Origin of the sequence: Caballeronia sp. LZ003 (assembly GCF_031451465.1) — a bacterium.
In the GTDB taxonomy this organism is placed as follows: Bacteria; Pseudomonadota; Gammaproteobacteria; order Burkholderiales; family Burkholderiaceae; genus Caballeronia.
On record NZ_JARUXJ010000236.1, the window covers coordinates 1 to 19,570 of the forward strand.

19 protein-coding genes and 2 pseudogenes are annotated in these 19,570 nt (G+C 55.7%); 11 read left to right on the forward strand and 10 right to left on the reverse strand.

The genetic code is table 11. The features are described 5' to 3' along the window. Positions 1-253 precede the first annotated feature (253 nt). Together istA (QCE79_RS36195) and istB (QCE79_RS36200) are read left to right on the forward strand one after the other, a co-directional pair. Positions 254-1,477 (forward strand): IS21 family transposase, encoded by a 1,224-nt coding sequence (gene istA / locus QCE79_RS36195; protein WP_309853160.1) that lies wholly within the window; start codon positions 254-256, stop codon positions 1,475-1,477. Further along, positions 1,474-2,340, forward strand: coding sequence for an IS21-like element helper ATPase IstB (istB, locus tag QCE79_RS36200; RefSeq protein WP_309853162.1), 867 nt, complete (start codon positions 1,474-1,476; stop codon positions 2,338-2,340). The genes istA (QCE79_RS36195) and istB (QCE79_RS36200) overlap by 4 nt, the downstream gene beginning before the upstream one ends. Positions 2,341-3,547: 1,207 nt before the next feature. Here the strand turns inward: istB (QCE79_RS36200) and QCE79_RS36205 are convergent. Next, positions 3,548-4,165 carry an MSMEG_1061 family FMN-dependent PPOX-type flavoprotein gene (locus QCE79_RS36205; RefSeq protein WP_309853164.1) on the reverse strand — a complete coding sequence of 206 codons (618 nt, stop codon included), beginning with the start codon at positions 4,163-4,165 and terminating at the stop codon, positions 3,548-3,550. Positions 4,166-4,539: 374 nt separating this feature from the next. On the opposite strand from QCE79_RS36205, the gene QCE79_RS36210 reads away from it, so the two are divergent. Together QCE79_RS36210 and QCE79_RS36215 are read left to right on the forward strand one after the other, a co-directional pair. Further along, on the forward strand, positions 4,540-5,109 hold the full coding sequence (locus QCE79_RS36210; protein ID WP_309853166.1) for an AraC family transcriptional regulator: 570 nt from the start codon (positions 4,540-4,542) through the stop codon (positions 5,107-5,109). A 159-nt stretch (positions 5,110-5,268) separates the two neighbouring features. Further along, positions 5,269-5,508 carry a hypothetical protein gene (locus QCE79_RS36215; protein ID WP_309853168.1) on the forward strand — a complete coding sequence of 80 codons (240 nt, stop codon included), beginning with the start codon at positions 5,269-5,271 and terminating at the stop codon, positions 5,506-5,508. Between the two features lie 12 nt (positions 5,509-5,520). Here QCE79_RS36215 and QCE79_RS36220 read toward each other — a convergent pair. Beyond that, positions 5,521-5,907: pseudogene (locus QCE79_RS36220) on the reverse strand (transposase); the annotation flags it as partial. Positions 5,908-6,641: 734 nt separating this feature from the next. On the opposite strand from QCE79_RS36220, the gene QCE79_RS36225 reads away from it, so the two are divergent. Next, positions 6,642-6,971 carry a hypothetical protein gene (locus QCE79_RS36225; RefSeq protein WP_309853171.1) on the forward strand — a complete coding sequence of 110 codons (330 nt, stop codon included), beginning with the start codon at positions 6,642-6,644 and terminating at the stop codon, positions 6,969-6,971. Between the two features lie 163 nt (positions 6,972-7,134). Next, a complete protein-coding gene (locus tag QCE79_RS36230; RefSeq protein WP_309853173.1) occupies positions 7,135-7,866 on the forward strand; it encodes an OmpW family outer membrane protein in 732 nt (243 codons plus the stop codon). Between the two features lie 1,060 nt (positions 7,867-8,926). Here the strand turns inward: QCE79_RS36230 and QCE79_RS36235 are convergent. From QCE79_RS36235 to istA (QCE79_RS36255), 5 genes and pseudogenes are all read right to left on the reverse strand, one after another. Then, positions 8,927-9,142, reverse strand: coding sequence for a hypothetical protein (locus QCE79_RS36235; RefSeq protein WP_250492048.1), 216 nt, complete (start codon positions 9,140-9,142; stop codon positions 8,927-8,929). A gap of 66 nt (positions 9,143-9,208) precedes the next feature. Next, positions 9,209-9,388, reverse strand: a complete 180-nt coding sequence (locus QCE79_RS36240) for a hypothetical protein (protein WP_250464033.1) — start codon at positions 9,386-9,388, stop codon at positions 9,209-9,211. A 238-nt stretch (positions 9,389-9,626) separates the two neighbouring features. Beyond that, complete coding sequence (locus QCE79_RS36245) at positions 9,627-9,842, reverse strand: hypothetical protein (protein WP_309853176.1); 216 nt, start codon at positions 9,840-9,842, stop codon at positions 9,627-9,629. A 757-nt stretch (positions 9,843-10,599) separates the two neighbouring features. Continuing rightward, a complete protein-coding gene (gene istB, locus QCE79_RS36250; RefSeq protein WP_309853179.1) occupies positions 10,600-11,418 on the reverse strand; it encodes an IS21-like element helper ATPase IstB in 819 nt (272 codons plus the stop codon). Further along, positions 11,415-12,908 (reverse strand): annotated as a pseudogene (istA, locus tag QCE79_RS36255) (IS21 family transposase). The gene istB (QCE79_RS36250) and the pseudogene istA (QCE79_RS36255) overlap by 4 nt, the downstream one beginning before the upstream one ends. 282 nt (positions 12,909-13,190) lie before the next feature. Here istA (QCE79_RS36255) and QCE79_RS36260 point away from each other — a divergent pair. Next, positions 13,191-13,538, forward strand: coding sequence for a hypothetical protein (locus tag QCE79_RS36260; RefSeq protein WP_250464039.1), 348 nt, complete (start codon positions 13,191-13,193; stop codon positions 13,536-13,538). Between the two features lie 293 nt (positions 13,539-13,831). Continuing rightward, positions 13,832-14,695 carry a DUF535 family protein gene (locus QCE79_RS36265; RefSeq protein WP_309853228.1) on the forward strand — a complete coding sequence of 288 codons (864 nt, stop codon included), beginning with the start codon at positions 13,832-13,834 and terminating at the stop codon, positions 14,693-14,695. A gap of 799 nt (positions 14,696-15,494) precedes the next feature. On the opposite strand, the gene QCE79_RS36270 is transcribed toward QCE79_RS36265, so the two are convergent. From QCE79_RS36270 to QCE79_RS36280, 3 genes are all read right to left on the reverse strand, one after another. After that, entirely contained in the window at positions 15,495-15,728 is a 234-nt protein-coding gene (locus QCE79_RS36270) for a hypothetical protein (RefSeq protein WP_309853181.1), read from the reverse strand. A 26-nt stretch (positions 15,729-15,754) separates the two neighbouring features. Next, positions 15,755-16,594: a hypothetical protein gene (locus QCE79_RS36275; protein WP_309853183.1), complete on the reverse strand. Its 840-nt coding sequence runs from the start codon at positions 16,592-16,594 to the stop codon at positions 15,755-15,757. 344 nt (positions 16,595-16,938) lie between these two features. Beyond that, the gene (locus tag QCE79_RS36280; protein ID WP_309853185.1) at positions 16,939-17,649 is read right to left on the reverse strand and encodes a helix-turn-helix domain-containing protein; all 711 of its coding nucleotides are present in this window, start codon (positions 17,647-17,649) and stop codon (positions 16,939-16,941) included. Positions 17,650-17,741: 92 nt separating this feature from the next. On the opposite strand from QCE79_RS36280, the gene QCE79_RS36285 reads away from it, so the two are divergent. The 3 genes from QCE79_RS36285 to QCE79_RS36295 all read left to right on the forward strand — a co-directional run bounded on the left by QCE79_RS36285 (position 17,742) and on the right by QCE79_RS36295 (position 19,515). Then, a complete protein-coding gene (locus tag QCE79_RS36285; RefSeq protein ID WP_309853187.1) occupies positions 17,742-18,155 on the forward strand; it encodes a carph-isopro domain-containing protein in 414 nt (137 codons plus the stop codon). Between the two features lie 159 nt (positions 18,156-18,314). Continuing rightward, positions 18,315-18,575, forward strand: coding sequence for a hypothetical protein (locus tag QCE79_RS36290; RefSeq protein WP_309853189.1), 261 nt, complete (start codon positions 18,315-18,317; stop codon positions 18,573-18,575). 136 nt (positions 18,576-18,711) lie between these two features. Next, a complete protein-coding gene (locus QCE79_RS36295) occupies positions 18,712-19,515 on the forward strand; it encodes a ParB/RepB/Spo0J family partition protein (RefSeq protein ID WP_309853191.1) in 804 nt (267 codons plus the stop codon). Positions 19,516-19,570: the final 55 nt, after the last annotated feature.

Genomic DNA, 19,570 nt, shown 5'->3' on the forward strand with positions numbered 1-19,570 from the left:
GACGCCGACCTGCCGACATTGGTTGATAAGCTCAGACTTGAACGAGGCGCTATAGGTCCGCCGTGTGCGGCCCGCCGATATGTCTTGGGAAATAGTGTGTCAGCGTCGGATAGATACTCCTCATTTTCGTCGAAGTAAATTTCCCCAGTTTTTGTTTGGCGCCGCCGCGTAAGCGGTGGCGCCCCGTCGATCACCGACCATATAGGCCTTCGCATTCGTCGGGGAGCTACCGGTGGTCGAGCTGGGAGAGGTTATGACGATTCTGGAATTGCATCGGCAGGGGCTGAGCATCTCGGCTATCGCCGTTCGACTAAATATGGATCGCAAGACCGTTCGCAAATACATTAAGAATGGTGTGCAGGCGCCTCGTTATGGTCCGCGTGCGCCGCGTCCTTGTGTCGTCGATTCTTTTGTCCATTACGTGACCGAGCGTGTGCGTGAGTATCCCGAGCTGAGCATTGAACGACTTCTTCGGGAGGTTCAGGCGATGGGCTACGTCGGCGGTCGCACAGCATTGGGTGATTTGGTCCGAGAAGTTCGTCCGCCCAAGCAGCGTGGCTTCGAGGTGCGCTTCGAGACGCCGGCTGGAGCTCAAGCTCAAGTGGACTTTGCTCACTTCAATGTCGAATTTGATGACGTCCCTGGACAGCGGCGCTCGATCTGGTTGTTCTCGCTCGTGCTTGGACACAGCCGTTATTTGTGGGGCCGCTTCGTTGAGCACCAAGACCTTCAAACGGTTTTGCGCTGTCACATGGAGGCGTTTGAGCACATCGGCGGTGTTCCTCGAGAGGTGCTTTACGACCGCATGAAGGCGGCTGTGCTGGGCGAAGTCGAGAAGCACATCGTCTACAACGCAAAGCTCGTCGCATTCGCGCAGCACTATGGCTTTGCTCCGCGCGCATGCAAGGCATATCGCGCAAAGACTAAGGGGAAGGTCGAACGCCCATTTCGATACATCCGTCAGGACTTCTTCCTCGCTCGACGATTTCAAAATCTTGCCGACATGAATCGCCAGTTGCGTGAGTGGCTTGACTCAGTAGCCAATGTTCGTGTGCATGGCACGACGCACCGAGTTGTCGCGGAGCATTTTCTTGAGGAGCGCCCGACGTTGCAAGCGCTTCCCGCCGGTTTGTTCAATGGCGTGATCCGACTCGAGCGGCGTGTGAGTCACGAAGGACTCGTCTCAGTCGGCGGAAACTACTATAGCGTGCCCGACCGAACGCGCAAACGCACCCTCGAAGTTCACAGTCTGGCTCACGAAGTCCGGATTTACGAGCAGGGCGAACTGCTGGCAGTGCACCCCGTGCTGGAAGGCCGACGACGAACGTCACTGCTGCCTGGCCACAGGCGCTCCGGTAAGCGCAAGCCGCAAACCGGACGCGCGCTGCCGCCTTCAAATGCAGGCGTCGCACGCCGGCCCCTATCGTTCTATGATCAGGTCGCAAAGCGCCTAGCTGACGTTGGGAGGCATGCATGAACAGCGTTCCAAGCTCGACTGTCGAGCGGATACAGCGTTACCTCGTTGGCTTGCGCATGCCACGCGCTCTCGAAGCTCTAGATGCCACTCTGAAGCGCTTTGAGCAGGGCGACAGCTCAATGCTGGAAGTGCTCGAGACGCTGCTGGGCGAGGAATTCACTACGCGCGAGACACGGCGTATTCGGATGGCACTACAGACAGCAAGATTGGGCACAATCAAGACACTCGCCGGATATGACTTCACTTTCCAGCCGAGCCTCGATCGTGATCGGATCATGACGCTGGCGCAACTGGATTTCATCGAGCGGCGACAGGCGGTTCATTTCCTCGGGCCGCCTGGAACCGGTAAATCACACCTTTCCATCGCGTTGGGTGTCGAAGCGGTCCGCGCCGGCAAGAGCGTGTACTTCGGCTCGCTCGCCGAAATCGTCAGCTCGATGGCGAAGGCCGAGCGCGAAGGCAATCTGCCGCAACGCGTGCGCTTCCTCGCGCGCAACAGCCTGCTTATTGTCGACGAGATCGGATATCTCCCCATCGGCTCAAACGGCGGCAACCTGTTCTTCCAACTGATCAACGCCTGCTATGAGCGGTGCGCGATTATCTTGACTTCCAATCGCAGCTTCGGTGAGTGGGGCGAGGTATTCGGCGACAGTGTCGTTGCAGCAGCCCTGCTCGACAGGTTGCTGCATCACGCGATCGTGGTGCAGATTGAGGGCTCTTCTTACCGTCTGCGCGAGCACGCCGATTTACTCCCTGACCATCTACGCAACCGTCCATCATCTCTACACCCGGCATCTGCCGAAACGCCGCGCCGGCGCCCAGGACGCCCCCGGAGGAGCTCACCCGATCCCGAAAACGGCTGATCACCACGCAGATACAGGGTGGGGAATTTTACTCCGACAGTTTTGGGGAAACTAAGTCCGACGTTGACAATAGTGTGCACGTGTCCGCTTCCTGATCGTGGAAACGTATGCTCTTACGCCAAGCAATCGAAAACCAGACGTGATCGCCGCGTGCTTACCAATAAACCTCTGCTCACCGTACTGGACGTCAAGCCCGAGCGGCTGTTTATGGCCGATTCGGTGAGGTCGCAACGGCCGCTCACCGGCACTCTAGTTCAAATAATCTGAAGTGTGCGGACTGACCGGTGCGGAGAAAGTTATCTGACTGCTGTCGGTCGAGAACCGCCGCCAGCGCCAACCGGGACAGAGAGGGCGGCCGTGGGTGGTGCGAAGACGCGGAGAATGCCGCCGGTGTCGCGATCGATTAAGTTTGCCCGGCGCATACGATGCCGGCGCCGTGGATTGAGAGCGAGGCCTTCGATAGCTCTCGCCTGTTCGGTATCCCAGCTAGCCTAGACTGATGCGGCTGACTCCGGAGGCATAGAATCTTCTGAAGTGCCTGATCAATGGCGACTATTTTTCTGTATCAGTAGGACTGGCGTGCTCTTTTGGACCAGTAAGCGTTGCGCTCGGTTCTTTCCTGCGTGGTGGGTAAGTACTCGCACCTACTTTGCCTTGGACGGCTCTCTGTGGTGAGGAACTTCGCGCTGCGCGTTCAGTCGGAGACGCTTCGCTGAACACCGTAGCCGCTTGGCTGCGTCGAGTGCAGAGTCGTTGACCTGCGACCACTCCCAGTCGGAATGCCACCAAGCAATGTGGCTGGCAGCACTCCGGACAGTCGGTGCGTCTACTACCGCCAAGACATCCATTGCGACCGATGCCCACCAGCCTGCACTTTCGCCGCCCGCATTTGGATCAATGGCGTCCCGATAAACTTTTTGGATCTGCTCTAACGTCATTTTCACGCTTTCTAGTTATGGTGGAAGTGCCGCGTTAAGACGTTCGGATTAGGAGGCGCGTGGTTTTTCTGACTGCGATCCCGGAGCACCTCGTCGTCCCATCGACAAGCCAAGAAGAACGATGCTATACGAGCGCGCCGTCATCATGCCGACGCTAATAACCGAGAGCCGTTAGGGCGCGGCGCTGATCTGCTCCTACGGCAATCTTCTACTACGTACTGCATGCGCCATCTCTATCGACTCCTATGTCCCTGCCCAAGCCTTGGCGCTCAATACAGGTTGTTGCGGACTGACTGGTAGTACGCATCGTCGATCGTGCGTACGATGTTCGCATCCTGCTCAGCCATTGCCGCTTTCATTTCTCCAGGCGACGGAACGCTCGAACGATCAAGTCGCGATGCGTCGCTCCAGAGCTTTGCTCGATTAATTGCTTTGCCGCAGTGAAACAGTACCTCATCAATCGTCACGACGATTGCCGTCTTGGGTGTTTTTGTGCCTTCGGCAAAACGACCCAGCACTGCTGGGTCATCTGTGATTGTGGCGCGTCCGTTAATGCGCATGAATACCTCGAGACCGGGAAACAGGAACAACATGCCAACGCGATCGTCTTCCGTCAAATTTCGCAACGACGCTATGCGATTATTGCCCGGCCAGTCCGCAAACACGACGTGCTTTTCATCGAGCGCGTGCACGAATCCGGGTTGGCCTCCACGAGGTGACGCATCTAACCCTGCAGTATTGCCCGTAGCAAGACAGAAAAAACTCGCAACACGCAAGTAGGCGAGGTGGAAGGGTAGCAGGCGCGGCAATACACCCTTTGTAATGAATTCGGATGGTTGATCGTATAAACGGTCGAGGTCGCTTGCGTCGAGTGCAGCAGATGACATGGTACGGCTCCGGCAAGAGGATGCTCGAAGCATAATCCGATAAGCGGTGGCAGCGGTAGACTATAGGTGCCAACCGATAGCGCGAAGCCGCCATGCCTTCACTCAATCATCTGCAGAGCAAATTCGACCTCGTCCATACGTTGACGGGTGTGGATCCACCATTGATCGCGCTAGCGGGGAAGCAGAGCGCTCCGCGCGAGTCAGGGGCCCATCAGCACCCTACGGGTCAATTGCTGGGCCTCTTTCAAGGCCTGCTGAGCGTTCGGACTCATAGCGGCGCTTGGGTACTTCCGACAACACGGGCCGCGTGGATCCCGCCATCAACCGTCCACGCCGCACGTTCGCACGGTCCGTTCTCGGGTTGGGCGGCATACGTGTCTGCGCACGCGTGCGCTGCGCTGCCCAAAGAGCCGCGCGTTATCGAGATGACGGGCTTGCTGAAAGAGGCGATCGTGCGTGCGGCCGAGTGGGAGTACGCGCCTTTAGACGACCGACAGCGGCACATCGCCGCCGTGATCCTCGACGAGATCGCCGGCAGCCCCGCCGATGCTTTTAGCTTGCCGATGCCTAGCGACGTTCGGCTATTACGCATCGCGACCGCACTTGCCGATTCGCCCGCTCACACGCGATCGCTCGAAGACTGGTCCATCTGGGCGCATGCAGCACCACGTACGGTAAGTCGCCGCTTCGTTTCAGAGACTGGCATGACGTTCACCGCGTGGCGACAGCGAGCTAGGCTTGTGCGCGCACTCGAGTTGCTAGCGGCAGGAGAGCCAGTTACCAGTATTGCCCTGCAGCTCGGTTACGACAATGCGAGCGCATTTATCGCGTTATTCCGGCGGACGTTCGGCACGACGCCGGGCCGCTACTTCGGGGCCGAGCCCACTACGCTCGGGTGTGCGCCTGACTCTCTTGCAACTCTATCAAAGCCAGCGCCGAAATGAACACATCTATAGTTGTCGGCGTAAGGCGGCAACACGCCTTTCCTGCTGCGGAACCTATAGAAGACGGCGGATGTGCCGTTATACCTCTTGTGCTGTCGCGCCGTTCCGTGCGTAGGGCAGAAAGCGCGGTGTCTTTCGCTTGACCTTAGCATTTCGCAAATGAAGCGCCTTACAAATTTCCTCATAGTCGCGTCGACGTATGGCGCGCTTGCATGTTTAGGCATAGCCCTGACCCGGACGACATGGGGCGTCAGCAGTATATGGCCTGCAAATGGTTTGATTGTCGGCCTGTTTTATAACGGCCGTAATACCTACTGGAGCGACCTTGTCAGCGCTGTCGCCATCGGCGGCTTCATCGCCAATGGAGCTATCGTCAAGAGTGGTGTATGGGCAGCTTGATGGCGTTCGACTTCAGGCGGCGAGTTTCTGCTGAACCGTTTGATCGCCTTGCACCGGTTCGCCGTCCCTGAAGGCAATGCCCTCCAGCAACAGCTTGATCTGTTCGGGGCCGTTGATACGGCGCCAGGTTTTCTCGGCTTCCTCGATCAGCTTGAATGCCAGACCGAGGAAGGTTGGTCGCGACACGCAGTTGCGGGTGCGAGTCGTCCGGTGGCGCACGGTCGCGAATGTCGACTCAATCGCATTGGTCGTGCGCAAATGCTGCCAGTGCTCGGCGGGGAAGTCGTAAAATGCCAGCAGGCTCTCCCGGTCCTTCTTCAGCGTTTCGGTCGCCTTCGGATATTTCGCGGCGTAGACCGTCACGAAACGATCGAACGCGGCGTACGCGTCGGCTCGTGTCACCAACCGGCGCTATCGAGTCATTCCCTCGATATTGCACAGTTTCATAGTCCGGAACAACGAGATTACCGTTCCCGCCTGCGAGTGCCTCGACGCGCGCTTACAACTGAGCCCAGGCACTCGTTATCAATCTGCTGACCTGCCGCGCTCTACATTTCGGAACTTCTGAGGTACGTGTGCTTCTCGCGCGTCGCTTAGCCACGAGAGGCGGAGTGCCAGCACGCAGCTTCGACTCGTCATCCGCTGCGAAGCAAGCCGGGCGGTATTTGACGACGACTGAAGCGCTGATTTCAAACGACCGTCTTGCGTGAGGACGCGCGGAGTGTGCTCTGAAGGAGAGCCCTCTTACGCGCGGATGCGGCGCTGAACGCTACCTAGAAATGGCAGTGTTTTACGCATATAAAAGCCGAATAAACTAAAAAAGTTTGATATATCTTATAAATCGTTTACTTATCGTGAATTATTAGAACGAAAAAGAATTTCGTTGGCAAAAGTGTCGCACGTTGTATCGTCGTGCGAACAATGCATCAGCAAAAAAACATGTCTAGGCAAGTAAACTTTGCCGATTCCTCATTTTTGGTGTTTAATTGTGTTGCGGCTTGGCTAGGCGGCACGAACGCGAGGATTGGGCCCTCCGCGCGCAGCAGTTTGACAAGTGTATGCATCGAAACACACAGCGATGCTGAGGTCACTCGCGCGCTCGCTACGCGTTAAAAGTACCGAACGGAGAGGAAATGATGCTTTGCAACATCGAGTGGGGCAGACACGCGATCGCTGTGGTAGTGAATAGCAGGGTGTTCGTTGGTGTATTCCCGCGAGCAGTCAATGTTGGTTATGAAGATTCAGCCTTCCATATCCTGCACCTTGCAAACGGCGCGTCGCTGAGAGATATCTTCGCCTGTAAAGACTTAAAGTTCACTGGCGGAGAAAACGAGGTCAGCGAGTACCTTCTCGAATTCGTCTCGCAGGCTAGGCAGACAGTAGGATCGATTCACGTTCCATCAACTCATCCAAGATTTGTAAGCACGATCGCGAGAGGAGGCTGGCATATAACATCCGGGTAAATTTGCGGTAAGGCTTCGGACAGTGCGCTTCACCTTGCGTCGTCTACCATAATCGTTCTGTCCGGTAGTGCTTACACCATTAATCGACTTATGCGTTATCAATCGGGATCGCGCCAAACACCCTATATTGCGAATCCGTCATCCTGCACTAACGAAAATAAACATGAGATACCTTCTGAGCGCCATACTCTTTCTTATTTCCACAAATGCGCTGTCGAAACTGGCTGATCCGACATATGTCTTGGTAGGAGGCGAGACAGCGATTTTCCACGCCAGGAGCGGTCCGATCTCAATCAGTGAGAGCGGAATTCTCCATGATTCCCCCGGAACGGGAATCAGCATCAAGGATGCAAGTGCCGCGAATCTCACCATTGGCCATTTCCTCACGAACAACATTTCGGTTGAGGCTGAGATCGGCTCACCATATGACTATGCGATTTACGGAAAGCTTGAGGAATTCGCAAATCGCGACTTGGCGCATGGATCGCTTATCCGTGGAACCGTTCAAGCCAAATATTTCTTTGATATTCCGAATACGACGATTCGCCCTTTCCTAGGCGGCGGGGTCGCGCTCCAGTTCGAAAATGGTGTCCACCTGAGTAATGACGTTTCTGACTGGCAGCCCCACGTTGTTCAGATGAACATGAGAACTCCATTGGCGGCGCCATTGGTGACTGCTGGCGTGTCTTTCCACTTCAATCAACACTTGTTTGGAGTGTTCTCACTTTCTGCCAGTCCACTTCAGTCGCGGATAAGCTACCGCCATCAAATGGGAGAAGACACTTATGTCGTCGACGGCCATAAGCGCGTGTATCCAGCAAGAAAATTCTACGGCAATGCTGTCTTGCCACTAAATCCGGTAACTGCAAGCCTGAACATCGGATACCGGTTCTAATGACCTGACTGTTCGCATGCAATCCTCGGCCTCACGTCGATTGTGCGAAGCGGGTGTGCCCAGAGAGCACGGCAAGTGCGAATACTATCGAAGTCCCGTTCTCACGTCTGAAAGCCACCGCAACTTAGCTGGCCGTATGGAAAAGCACCAACTGCTCCAGTTCGAGCCAATGCAGCATGCAGAGAGATTTTTTGGGAAGGAGGCTCGCGTTGCCCTTGCAATGGTTCAGTTAATTAGGCCCGCGAGTTGCTTGTATGAAGAATCTCGGACGGAGGTCGCCATGCACAAGATCGGCGGTCACATCGTGGAATGCTCGGTAGAAGAATATCGGGACGGATGGAGAGCTATTCTGCGGCTATTCCGCCATTGGCCGACATCACACCGTCGCGAGGCGGCAGTGCAATACTCTGTCCCTGCGTTATTCCCGGCTAAGTCAGCTGCCGAACGTGCTGCGTTTCTTTGGGCTCGCCGGCTAATCGATACTAACCGAGACAACATTGAGCTCGCGCTGGCGGACGCGGAGTTGGATGGCGAGTTGGCAACCCACCGGTAACTTGCATAGACGCCTCATCTGTCCTCAGATCCGGTGAGGCGGAGAAGTAACTCGTTTAGCACGGCGACTTGGCTTTGTAGAAGCGAACCTCGGGCAAGCAAGTCTACGATGCGACGCCGCCAGTACGCGGGCGGCAAAACTTGATTTGGCGAGCGCAGGACAATGGCCACGGCGACCTGAAGGTGTGCTAGCTCGCCATCATTCATGTTAATGACACGCGCGTCGAAGGGAGGGCCGGAATGTGAAGTCACACCATGATATCGGCATGGGTGTGCTTTTCTTAAAGATTCGCTTACAAATGAATTCGTCTTGTAAGCGTATTGCCTAACCGACGAGCCGGTCAGCCGATGGCGAACCTTACAGCGTCGTTCAACCTTCGAGTGGCGTCGTCATCGCGGCTGCGATAGCCTAAGTGTTCCTAGCTGCTCGCGACGGTCGGCTGCGACTGAAAGCGACGGCCGCGGACGATTTCGTTTCAATCTCAGCGCGATACATCACGGAGGGCACTTATCGGTCGAGCACTTCAGCCACCTCAACTGTGGTGCTGACGACTAAACCCGCGATCTGATCAAGAAACATGCGTATTTCCGGAGTGAGTCCCGCCTCTTTCAGTTGCTCGGAAAAATCGTCCGCACGTGCCGAAATATCAGCAAGTCCAACTTGGTATGACCGGATCGCCTTAAACATCTGAACCTTCGTCCAGGCGACATCGTCGTCTTTCATATTTCCGCCATTTTGTATAAAAGCGTTGTAATCAAAACAAAAGCCGAATCATAGCTTCACGCCCAATCACAGGCCCAGGCTTATTTTCGCGGCATGATTTGCCTCAGCCACCGCGCGAATCGTCTCAACGACGAAGACATGTGCCTCAAGATCGAGTCCACGGGAGTTGGCCACTTCGAGCATGGCGTCGGCTTGCTGCGAGATCTCTGACAGTCCGGCCTGAAGCGCCTGGATTGCGTCGAGCATCTGAAGTTTCGTGAACGGTATTATTTCATCGAACATCTCTTTTTCCCTGTCGGCCACAAGTCGTCAATGACAAAAAAAGAGACACCACAGGTCCTGCCGCGCTACCTCTTTAAGCTCCTACTTACATCATGGACGGAAGTTCGTCAAATTACTATTGCGTTCTCTCATGCGGGGTCCACTGCTCGATAGGGAAAAGGCAGCTCCAATCGATACCGACTAGCCTCGGCTCAAGCCTGTGTCAGGGCCACAGGCTGTGAACCGCAGTCATCCGAGCTCTGTTAATTGTTGCTTCGATGCTGAACACAGCATGGCGGGACTCGGCGTTTATCAGATGCTTGCGCCCAGCTAGGGCCAGCACTTCGACGTTATCCGAAACCTCGTCCAAAGCGGTTTGAAGTGTCTGAAGTGCCTCGAAGAGCTGCACCTTGGTGAAGGGAACTTCGTCGTCGACCATCTATCTCTCCAAAAAGCGTAGGGCGTTAGGAAGTACCACGTATTGGTTCGCCGTTATCAGTCATCGAGGACGTCACGTTGCGGGATGCGCTGCTGCGACGCGGTCGAGCATGTCCTGAGGCTGTCTAAAGCCCAAAGTGGGCCGACAAAATGCCGCTGATTCCGATGTTTCTGCCGTGGCAATGCACAGGACATCTCGATAAAGATTGAGATTAAATGACTATTCCGAATCCGACGACTCGGTAAAGGAGCTGTTTTGGCTTCTGTTCGTGCAATCGCCACACCACACGACGTGCTGTGCCAGTCTGGGGCGCTCAGCATTACTAGATTGACCCGGATTTCGGCAACAATCAGCCAGGCGTACGAAAGCCGATCGACGCAACTCTCATCGTCTCCCGCACTTGAATATCGAAATACTCCAATTGAGCGCGCAGGATGATAGCGGCGATGGTCATGGGGCGCTCCACGACCGTCACGCGGACATTGAGAAGCTTCGGCGGAGCAATCAGCGCGCCGGCGCCCAAATGGACGCGGCTGGTGCGCCGGTTTCAGTAGAAGGTCTTTCAAGCACCGTTCACATCATTTCCCATAGCCGACTACACCGTTCAGGTCGATCTCAACGCGCTTCGATATCCTAGACAACGTTATCCCTCTGTCGAATGCGCCAAGCGCTGGCAGGCATCTGATAGACAGCGTCAAGCGGCACGGCCGGTCAGCGACAACTATTCTGGCCGGTCGACGGGTGTAATTGTCGCTGGCTAATTCATAGTTGTCGCTTCTCCATCGTAATTGTCGTCGGGTAATTGTCGCCGGCGCGCGCTCTGTTTGTCGCTGGCCTTTCGACGGCGATAGCTTTCAACATTCAGCTCGAAGATCGTCGAGTGATGGACGAGCCGATCAATGGCCGCGACCGTCATGCCGGGGTCGGGGAACACGTCATTCCATCCCGAGAATGGCTGGTTGGCCGTTATGAGAAGACTTTTACGCTCATACCTCTCGGCGATCAGTTCGAACAGCACACTGGTTTCGGCCTGGTCCTTACGCGCGTACGACAGGTCGTCCAGGATGATGAGATCAAACCGATCAAGCTTCGTGAGCGCGGATGGAAGTTGCAGGCTCTGACGCGCAGCCTGGAGTTTCTGGACGAGCTCGCTCGTGCGTGTGAACAGCACTCGATAGCCGACTTCGATTAAAGCGTGTCCGATGGCTGAACCTAAATGACTTTTGCCGCCACCGGGAGGCCCGAACAGGAGAATCGTGGCACCTTTCTCCAGCCACGAATCTCCGGTCGCCAGTGCCGTGACATGCGCTTTCGAAACCATTGGCACCATGCTGAAGTCGAAGGTGGCCAGCGTCTTGGTCGGATCAAGATGTGACTCGGTACGATGCCGCTCGATGCGTCGTTTGGCACGTTCGGCCAGTTCGTGCTCAAGCAGCGCCCCAAGCAATCGCGTAGCCGGCCAGCCTTCCTTATCAGAGCGCTCAACAAACTCGGGCCATAACCTGCCGATGGTCGGCAGACGTAACTCGTTCAACATCAGGGCCAGACGGCCGTTGTCATGGGCAGGGGCGTTCATGCTGCCACCTTGTCGAGAAGCTCGTCATAAACCGCGAGGGGCGGCATTTTGACTACCACCTCGGGACATTGAGCCTGACGCGGCGCGAATTAATCGCGCAACTGCTTCAGATCGGGCAGTTCGCCTGCTTCGAGCAAGGCGTCGAGCCGCTCGGCCAGCAACGCCTCAACGCCGTGATGTCCTGCGAGTTCGAGCAGTCCTACGATCGTCTTGCATGCCTGGCGTTGCGTCAGTTGCGTCTCCAGCTTCTCCCAGGTTCGTCGGTAGGCTTCACGGGGAAACAGCGCGTCGCGAAACGCAAACCCCCTGAACGCCTGCGGCTTGCGCTTGAGAGAATCGATGAAGTGACGATAATCCAGCGCGTGGCGGTTGTCGGAGGCACGGGAGCCTCGCGGCGTACTGTGCACCAGCGCGCCCGACAGATAGCAGTCGAGCCGGTCACCATAGATTCGCACCTTTAGCCTATGGCCGATCAGGCGCGACGGTGCGCTGCACAGGATGCCGCGCACGGTGAATGTGCTGCAGCGGGTCACGAGTGCTTCTTCCTCGACGAAGTCAGTAGTGCGACGTACGGGCAAATCCTGCAACTGTGCGCGCTCAATGCGAAACGCCGCAGCGTTGCGCCGGTTCCGGCGCATCACCACCTCACGGATAAATTCATCGTAGGTGGCCCGGTCAGCGAAGTCGCGATGACCGCGAAGCATCAAGGCCTGGTCGACCGCTTCCTTCAGATACCGATGCGATGACTCCACGCTGCCGTTCTCGTGACCCAGGCCTCGATTGTTGCGCGTGCCCTCCATGCCGTAATGGTCGAGCAGCGCTGAGTAACGTTTCGTGAAGTCCTCCTGCTCTGTCAGATTCTTGAAGGCAGCCGACAGGCTGTCAGAGCGATGTTCGCGCGGGCATCCGCCGGCCTGCCACAGCGCGTTTTGCAATCCCGCTGCAAGGGCCTCGAAACTCTCGCCACCCTCAACAACGTTCGCGTACTCCCAGCGCGAGAACGCCAGTACGAAGTGATACAGCCGATGACCGAATGGGGCACCGCCGATCGTCACGCAAAGCTTGCTCATATCGGTGAAGTCTGACAGTCCGCGCACACCGGGCTGATGCTCCTGGGGGAAGAACACCTCCTGTGTGGGCCCTTCAAGCGCCCGCCACTGGCGAATACGCCGCTCCAGCGTGCGGCGCATGCTATCGGGATAGCAATTCGGGTGATCGTCCTGCAGCTTGCGCAGGATCGTGATGCCCATCAGGTGGGGCGCGTTGCGCAGCAGCGGTACGACTTCGCTCTCCCATACGTCGACGAAGGGATCAGCTCGGGTCCGCCATGTTTGCCGTGGTCTCTGAGAAGGCAAGGTGGCGTCACGTTCAATGCGGCGCGCCGTACGCACGCTGATACCGGTCTTGGCGGCCGCGACTTCCTGAGAGTGCTGTTTGCGCTTGTTCATATAGAGATGAACCTGTTGGTCGGTAATGCGGGTTCCAGACATGAGCTGACCGCTTCTTCCTCAAGCTTCGATCAGCCCATCCTAAAGCCCGTCGACCTGGCGCCGCCGGTGGCTCATCGTCTACGGCGGCTGCGCCGCCTTAGACTCCTCACCACCGGCCAAAACGATAGTCAATGACCGGCCAAAACAATTGTCGCTGCCCAAATCTGAAACGATCTCTCGATTCAACATAATTCGTTCAGACTTTGGCCTCGAACTTTGGTACCCGTCTGATTCCATCGCTAACGAGCCAACGCTACTCTCTCTTTTCTCGCGAACACATGAATGAAGGGGTCGAAATTGAAGGCTATGAAAAAAGTCGGCGAAGTGATGGTCTTGGTGTCTTGCATCGGCGCTGCTTGCTTATCCTACAGCGCGGCAGATGCAGCTGTAGTTTCCAACGTCTCAAATGGACGATCGTATGCGGAACACTTACCGGCAAAGAGCCGGTTGAAGCGAGGCTCCAAAGAGGGTAAGAAAAAACGCAAGCACCATCGCTCTAAGTCATTCGAGCAACAAAGTTGGTTGATGAACCCGAGCAACCGCACGGGGAAGGCCCTTCGCCGTGACAAGACACATGAACACGCTCGCTCCCAGCGCCGCGATGTTGGCGTGGAATTGACCTCCTACTGACTTTGAAGAAACAGCAAGCCTAAATTGATGCCCGCACCTTCACGTGAGGGAATTGTCGCCGCGATTACTAAAGGGATTTTGGGCTTAATCTTCTTTACCGTCTTTCGAAGCGAGGCTCATGCGAACGGTCGACATTAATTCAGGGGTGTCGCCAAGTCTCACCCGAGTGCACGTTTTAAACAAAGAAATTGAAAGAATATAAACAGAAATGGATCCCGAAGCTAGCATCGATAAATCGAACTCGTTCGCGGTTTGTTGCGGAGTGCGCCTTGCATGTGTATCCGGGCAAGACCATGTACGCGCGCTGGCGTAGATTCCGATTTGTTACCCGAACTCTAATTTGCTACAAGACGACTATTTGTTGGTTAGACGCTTGCTTATCGTCAAAAACTCCAGGGCTAGTGAGCCGAGCGCCGCAATGCTTTGAGCGTATTCACCGTCCGTTCCTGCACAATGCGCTCCAGCCAGACGACATTCTCCGAGTGAGTTTGGAGCATCAACGTTTCGCATGCAAACTGCTTCCTTCGATAGCAGGCGAAATTGCTAAGTCAGGCGTCGCGGTTGTCGCAACCTTCTCAGTAGGTGAAGAAAGCTGGCAGGTCGTAATTGAAGTGCTAGAGCAATTTAAGAGGGAGGGAGATTGGACGCTATCCATCAAAGACGCAGAAGGCTATTCCGTCGTTTCATGCTCGTTTTCAATAGCCAGCTTAGGAGGACGAATTTTTCGTCCAAGGTTGATGATAGGAAGTGTGCAAGGTCCGGCACAGGGGAGGAACGGGCGAGAACTATTCCGGTCGTTGACTCACAAATGGCATGGATGGCGACCGAAGCAACTGGCTGTTCGCCTGATTCAGGAGATTGCTCATGAGATTAACGCGCGTAACGTTTTGATTGTATCGAACGATTCCCACGTTTATGCGAGCTGGCGCTATCCGTCGTTCAGGTACCGCATCGCTGCGGACTATCAAACCTTAGCGATCGAATGCGGTGCGAAGCGACAGTGGCGAGGATGGCTCATCTTGGGTTGCGCAAAAACGCCGAGAAAAGGGCGAGACGATGAGGAATTCGTCACGCGCCGAGGCCGACGCACGGCACTTTTGAGGCAACTGACAGAGCAGATTCGATGCTCAATCGGCTTGACGGAATCCAGCAACTGATTGGTCCGCCTGGCTAAGGTTCGCACCGGAGAAGCGGCGACTGCAGCCGCATTATAAGAGCCAAGTTGGCTGCAATGTCCGTGAAGCGTGGGCAGGACGCGTTCGCCTTCATGCTCTGTAATCGAAATTTTCCTGCAGCCGAGAGGGCAGAAAGTTTGCTGATGTTTAACTCGCTTTATCAAATGTTTCAACGAATATTCGCTGGGCCCTTTATACGAACGGCCATCATGCTCGCGATATTGTCGGTTAGCGTTGCAACGGCAGTAGGTATATCGCTGAATGATAGATTAGCGAGGCATCGGGCAGTCATGTTTGTCGTGTCCATTGCTCTCAGTGACTTCCGTGAAACACGGCACGGCGCCGTTCGCGTTTTCAATTATGCACCAAACGAAACGGAGCAGACTCTGTCTTCCTCCATTCAAAGATGGCTGAATGAAGGCGATAAGACTAACCTACGACTTGTGTATCCGGACCAGGAGACCATCTTCGCGGCTTACTGGGCAGCGACGCAAATGTCAGCGACTTCCCCGTGCTTCTCTAGAATTGAAAGCGAGGGTTGTCAAAAGGAACTGGGGTATTGGCTCGCGCGTGTACGGACCGGAGATCCTAGGTTTATCGCAGCTTACGAGCAATCTTATGTCCGACTCGGCTTGCCACCTTTAGTGCGGCAAAGCGACTGAAATCTTTTATAGGCGCCGATAAGGTAGATAGGGAGGTGGAAGCGGTACGCCTCGTTCGAATGCGGCGAGCGATCGTCTGCATCGCGCCATGGATTGGTTCAGATTCGCCAGGCGTCATATCATGCCGCAGCTCGCGCACGCGCCTTCTCTGACATGGAATCCAAATAGTCCGCAACAGCCTCGTACGATGCAAACCGCTTAGAGCCCTCCGTGTAAGTTGCGATCGGGAAGGTTTCAGCGCTGACTTGGTTGCGGATAGTGCCCTCCGACATCGCGAGTAGCGTTGCCAACTGATTCATCGTGAGTCGAACACCGTATTTTTCCAAAATGAAGGCGCGGGTTAGAAGAGTCATCGTTTCGTCTCTGTTGTTCAGGAAGGTTAAACCTTGATGAAACGATTATCATCGCTCAGTGTGTAGATGGTGTATGGGTCTAAGCCGTCCTCTCCAATGTATCCGACCTTCATGAGGTAACGCCTTTCCATGAAATCCCAATACCAAATGCTGATTTGACCAAGCTTGCCAGCGCTTGCTTTGCCTTGAAAGCCGGTGATAGCAGTTCCATGATCGTCTACAGTAGCGACTCCACCATCGCCAGCGACAGCTGTTCCGCAGTGACCCGCCACGGACGTGCCGAGAAAGCCGGTGGTTGCTACTCCGCGAGCTCCAACTAACGCAACGCCACGATTTCCGGCGACAGCGGTTCCGTCATCTCCAGCGGATGCTGTGCCGGGCGCGCCAACGATAGCGGACTTGCCATCGCCGACGGTGCGATGCTCACCAATCACGGGAAGCTCGCGAGCGCGGGGCTCATGCGTAATGAGATATTCAGCAGCCTTCTTGCGCGGGCCAATAAAAAGCACCTTACCGCGCGGAAACTTGCAGATACCGTCGAATTTGATGATGTCGCTCGTATCCGCCTCGACAACGAGCCACTTCGCTGTCGGCTCGAGACATCCGCCAAGGGCATACTCGCCATGACCGTAGAGCCAACCACGAAGACCTCCAAAGCGAAGGTTCGGCTCCCAGATGGGAGCTTCTGCCGTTTCGCCAAGACTCGGCCATGTGTAGCCATATTCGGTCGACATGTCAGCGCGAGATGTGCAAAGCAAGAGCGATTTGTCCGAATGAAACGGTTTCGGTGGATCATCTTTGAACGGAAAGCCAAGGGGCGTAGCGGCTTTAGGGAACGACAATAGTGCGAAGGCCGTCTCAATCATATGGATTCCACTTAGTAGACCTAGGGTTTTTGCCAGCTTAGACATTCAAGAGCACCGCGTTCGATCAATTGGGCCTGCGTCGCCCATGCGATGTCCGCTACGCATATCAACGGCGGTGACCTAAACCTGATGGGTATGCGCGATACCTTTCCCGTAGGCTGTTTGATCAATTGCGGTTGAACTGCTAGCCGAGGACACGCTGGCAATACGTATGAAGATATTAGGAGAGGCTAACTTAAAAGTCAATAGCTTTCAAAGCGCCGTGACGTTACCTTCGAGCAGGGAGGCGACTAATCGCCGATTAGGTAGGCAAAGGTAATGCGGATCGCACTACCTTGGTGCGGCTATAGGAAGTTGTCGTTCCAAAGTGCGCGGCCAACGAGCATTGTTCGATCGTCAGGCGGAAGAATCTTGTCTGGATGTGCAGCCTTGTCAGGATTGTCGCTGCGCATAATCCAAGTCTGTGCGCCTATTGCGGCGTGGTAATCCCAAATCAACCGTTTGAGGACCAGCCCCCCTTCGGGGGTGCACATGGCAAAGACTTTTCCGTCTCTTGGCGTTACATCAGCCGTGTTGATTAAGACTGCGCAGCCGTCATGCAAAGTCGGCCACATGCTGCACCCGACAGCGCTAATTATTCGCGCCGTTGCATCGGTGACTCCGAGGGCTCTCAAGGTTGAACGCCTGAAAGCGAAATTGCCCTGCACCTCGGCATGCTCGTTGAGCCGCCCGTCTCCGCAGGCTGCGGAAATATCTAGTTGCGGAATTAGCGTGAAATCATCGTGCGACAGATGATCATGAGGTGGGAGTTGAGTGCTCGAATTAGCCTGTATGTGCAAGGACTGGCCCTTCATTGGCCCCTTGCCAGTAGCCAGCCACTCTTGCGAAACATTCAACGCCCGAGCTGCTGAGAGCAGGTTTTCGCCACGAAGAAATTTTGACTTGCCACTAAGCCATCCGTGGACGCTGGGCGGCCGAACGCCACAGGCACGCGCAAGTTCTGCTTGGCTGATGCCTTCAGCCTTCATCGCAAGAAGTAGTCGTTCGGAGAGCATTAGTTAATCCTAACATCTTAAACGAAAGGAGACGCTATTGACAATCCGTTTAGCTAGTCCTAACATAAGGTGGTTACAACCTGATTTCGACCATGAAACCTTCCGCACTCATCGACGCTTTAGGCGGCACAACAGCTGTCGCGCGGCTGTTGGGCATAACCGCGCCGTCCGTTCACGCGTGGCGCAAAGGGGGCATTCCAGACGACAAACTGATTCGTCTTGCCCCTTTGGCGGAGAAACGCGGGGTTTGCTGCCGCCGCGATCTGCGACCTGTTGACTGGCATCTGATCTGGCCGGAACTCGCTGAAGAGCAGGGCGCATTCGTGAAGGTACGATTTCCGTATCGGCGCAAAAAATTGAGCGCCAGAGATCGGCTGTGCCCGACGCGTCCGAGACGATCCGCAGCGATTCGACAGGAAGCCAGCGGCTTGCCTTCACTTGCTACCTCCGGCCCCCCCTTTTCACAACGTCACACCCGGCGAAACAAAAATAGCCGTGGAGTTTAAAGCATTCGCTACGACCCCAAAGTCACGGATTTGATACTTACGCGGACTATCGCTGGGAAAGAGTTTCCGGCATTTGACGAGCGGCGGCGTTTGGTTCGGTCAATCAAGGGGATGATGCCGGAAGGCGCCATGTTTTGCGTACGATAAGGAGAAGCAAGAATGCTTACCGAGCGGCATCATCGAATGCTTAAGAATGCGACTAGCGAAACACTTGAGGCAATTGTCGAGCAAGTAAAAACGGAATGTCCTGAAGCCTTTCATGTTGAGACCGGCGAGAACGAGACACTCTCACAGCGGCGCTTTGTCTATGAGCCCGCGATTCCATTACCAATGGCAGCTTTCACCGTCGCGCGGAACGAACGCGCAGACGCCATACCATCAGCTCCGGAGGAAGCACCGCAGCAGGGCACTAATCAGTAACTGACAAGGCGCAATTGACGGACGCTCGTAGTGCGGTTAGTACAACTACGAAAATGCGATACCCGGATTGCAGTACGGCAGCAAGAACCCCTGCGTTCATGGATTAATTGAGACGCGAAATTGATGGGCATGAACTATGGCAAAGAACTCAATTGACGCTTATGGCGCATCGGGAAAGACGAACCTGCTCTTCTTCGATCCTGACAAGTTGGTGTTGGTGACGGACCCGAATTCGCCGCTTTATGATCCACGCGTTGACCTCCCGGTCAACGAGGATCTTGCTCGAAACATCGACTTTCAAGGTGTCTTGCAACCGATCTCGGTTGTGAAAAACACTGAGACCGGAGAGACCGAGGTTGCGGTGGGTCGGCAACGTACCAAAGCGGCCCGATTGGTCAACGAGTGGCGGCGAGCACGTGGCGAGACGCCTATTCAAGTCCCGGCGCAGGTGTATCGAGGCGACAGACGCACGACGCTGACTGCAATCATCGGCGAGAACGAACTTCGTGAGGCGGACACGCAGCTCGGCCGTGCTGAGAAGATGAGGCGCGTAATGGCGCTCGGCTACAGCGAAGCCGAAGTCGGCACGATCTTCGGGTGCGGCATAGGCACTGTTCGCGCCACCATCGCGCTGCTCGACTGCTGTGCCGATGTCCGCAAGGCGGTAGATAGCTTGCGCATCAATGTCACGCACGCGCGCCAACTTTCGAAGCTTCCGCCGGATGATCAGCGAGAGAAGGTCCAGGAACTAATCGCAGCGGGGCAGCATGTCGTAGGTCATGCCCGCGCTCGCGCGCAACGTGCAGTAATCGGCGCTGCGAAGCCAAAGCTGCGCGGTCGAAAGGAGATCACACGTGAGCTCGCTGTGTCGTCGGGAGATCGTGCGGCCGCGCTGCGCTGGGTGCTTGGCATGGAGCACGATGGTGAGGGCGGGGCATGAACTTGCAGCGCTTTACGGCTAGCGTAGCGCCTAATGCTTACATCCGAGCGCTTGT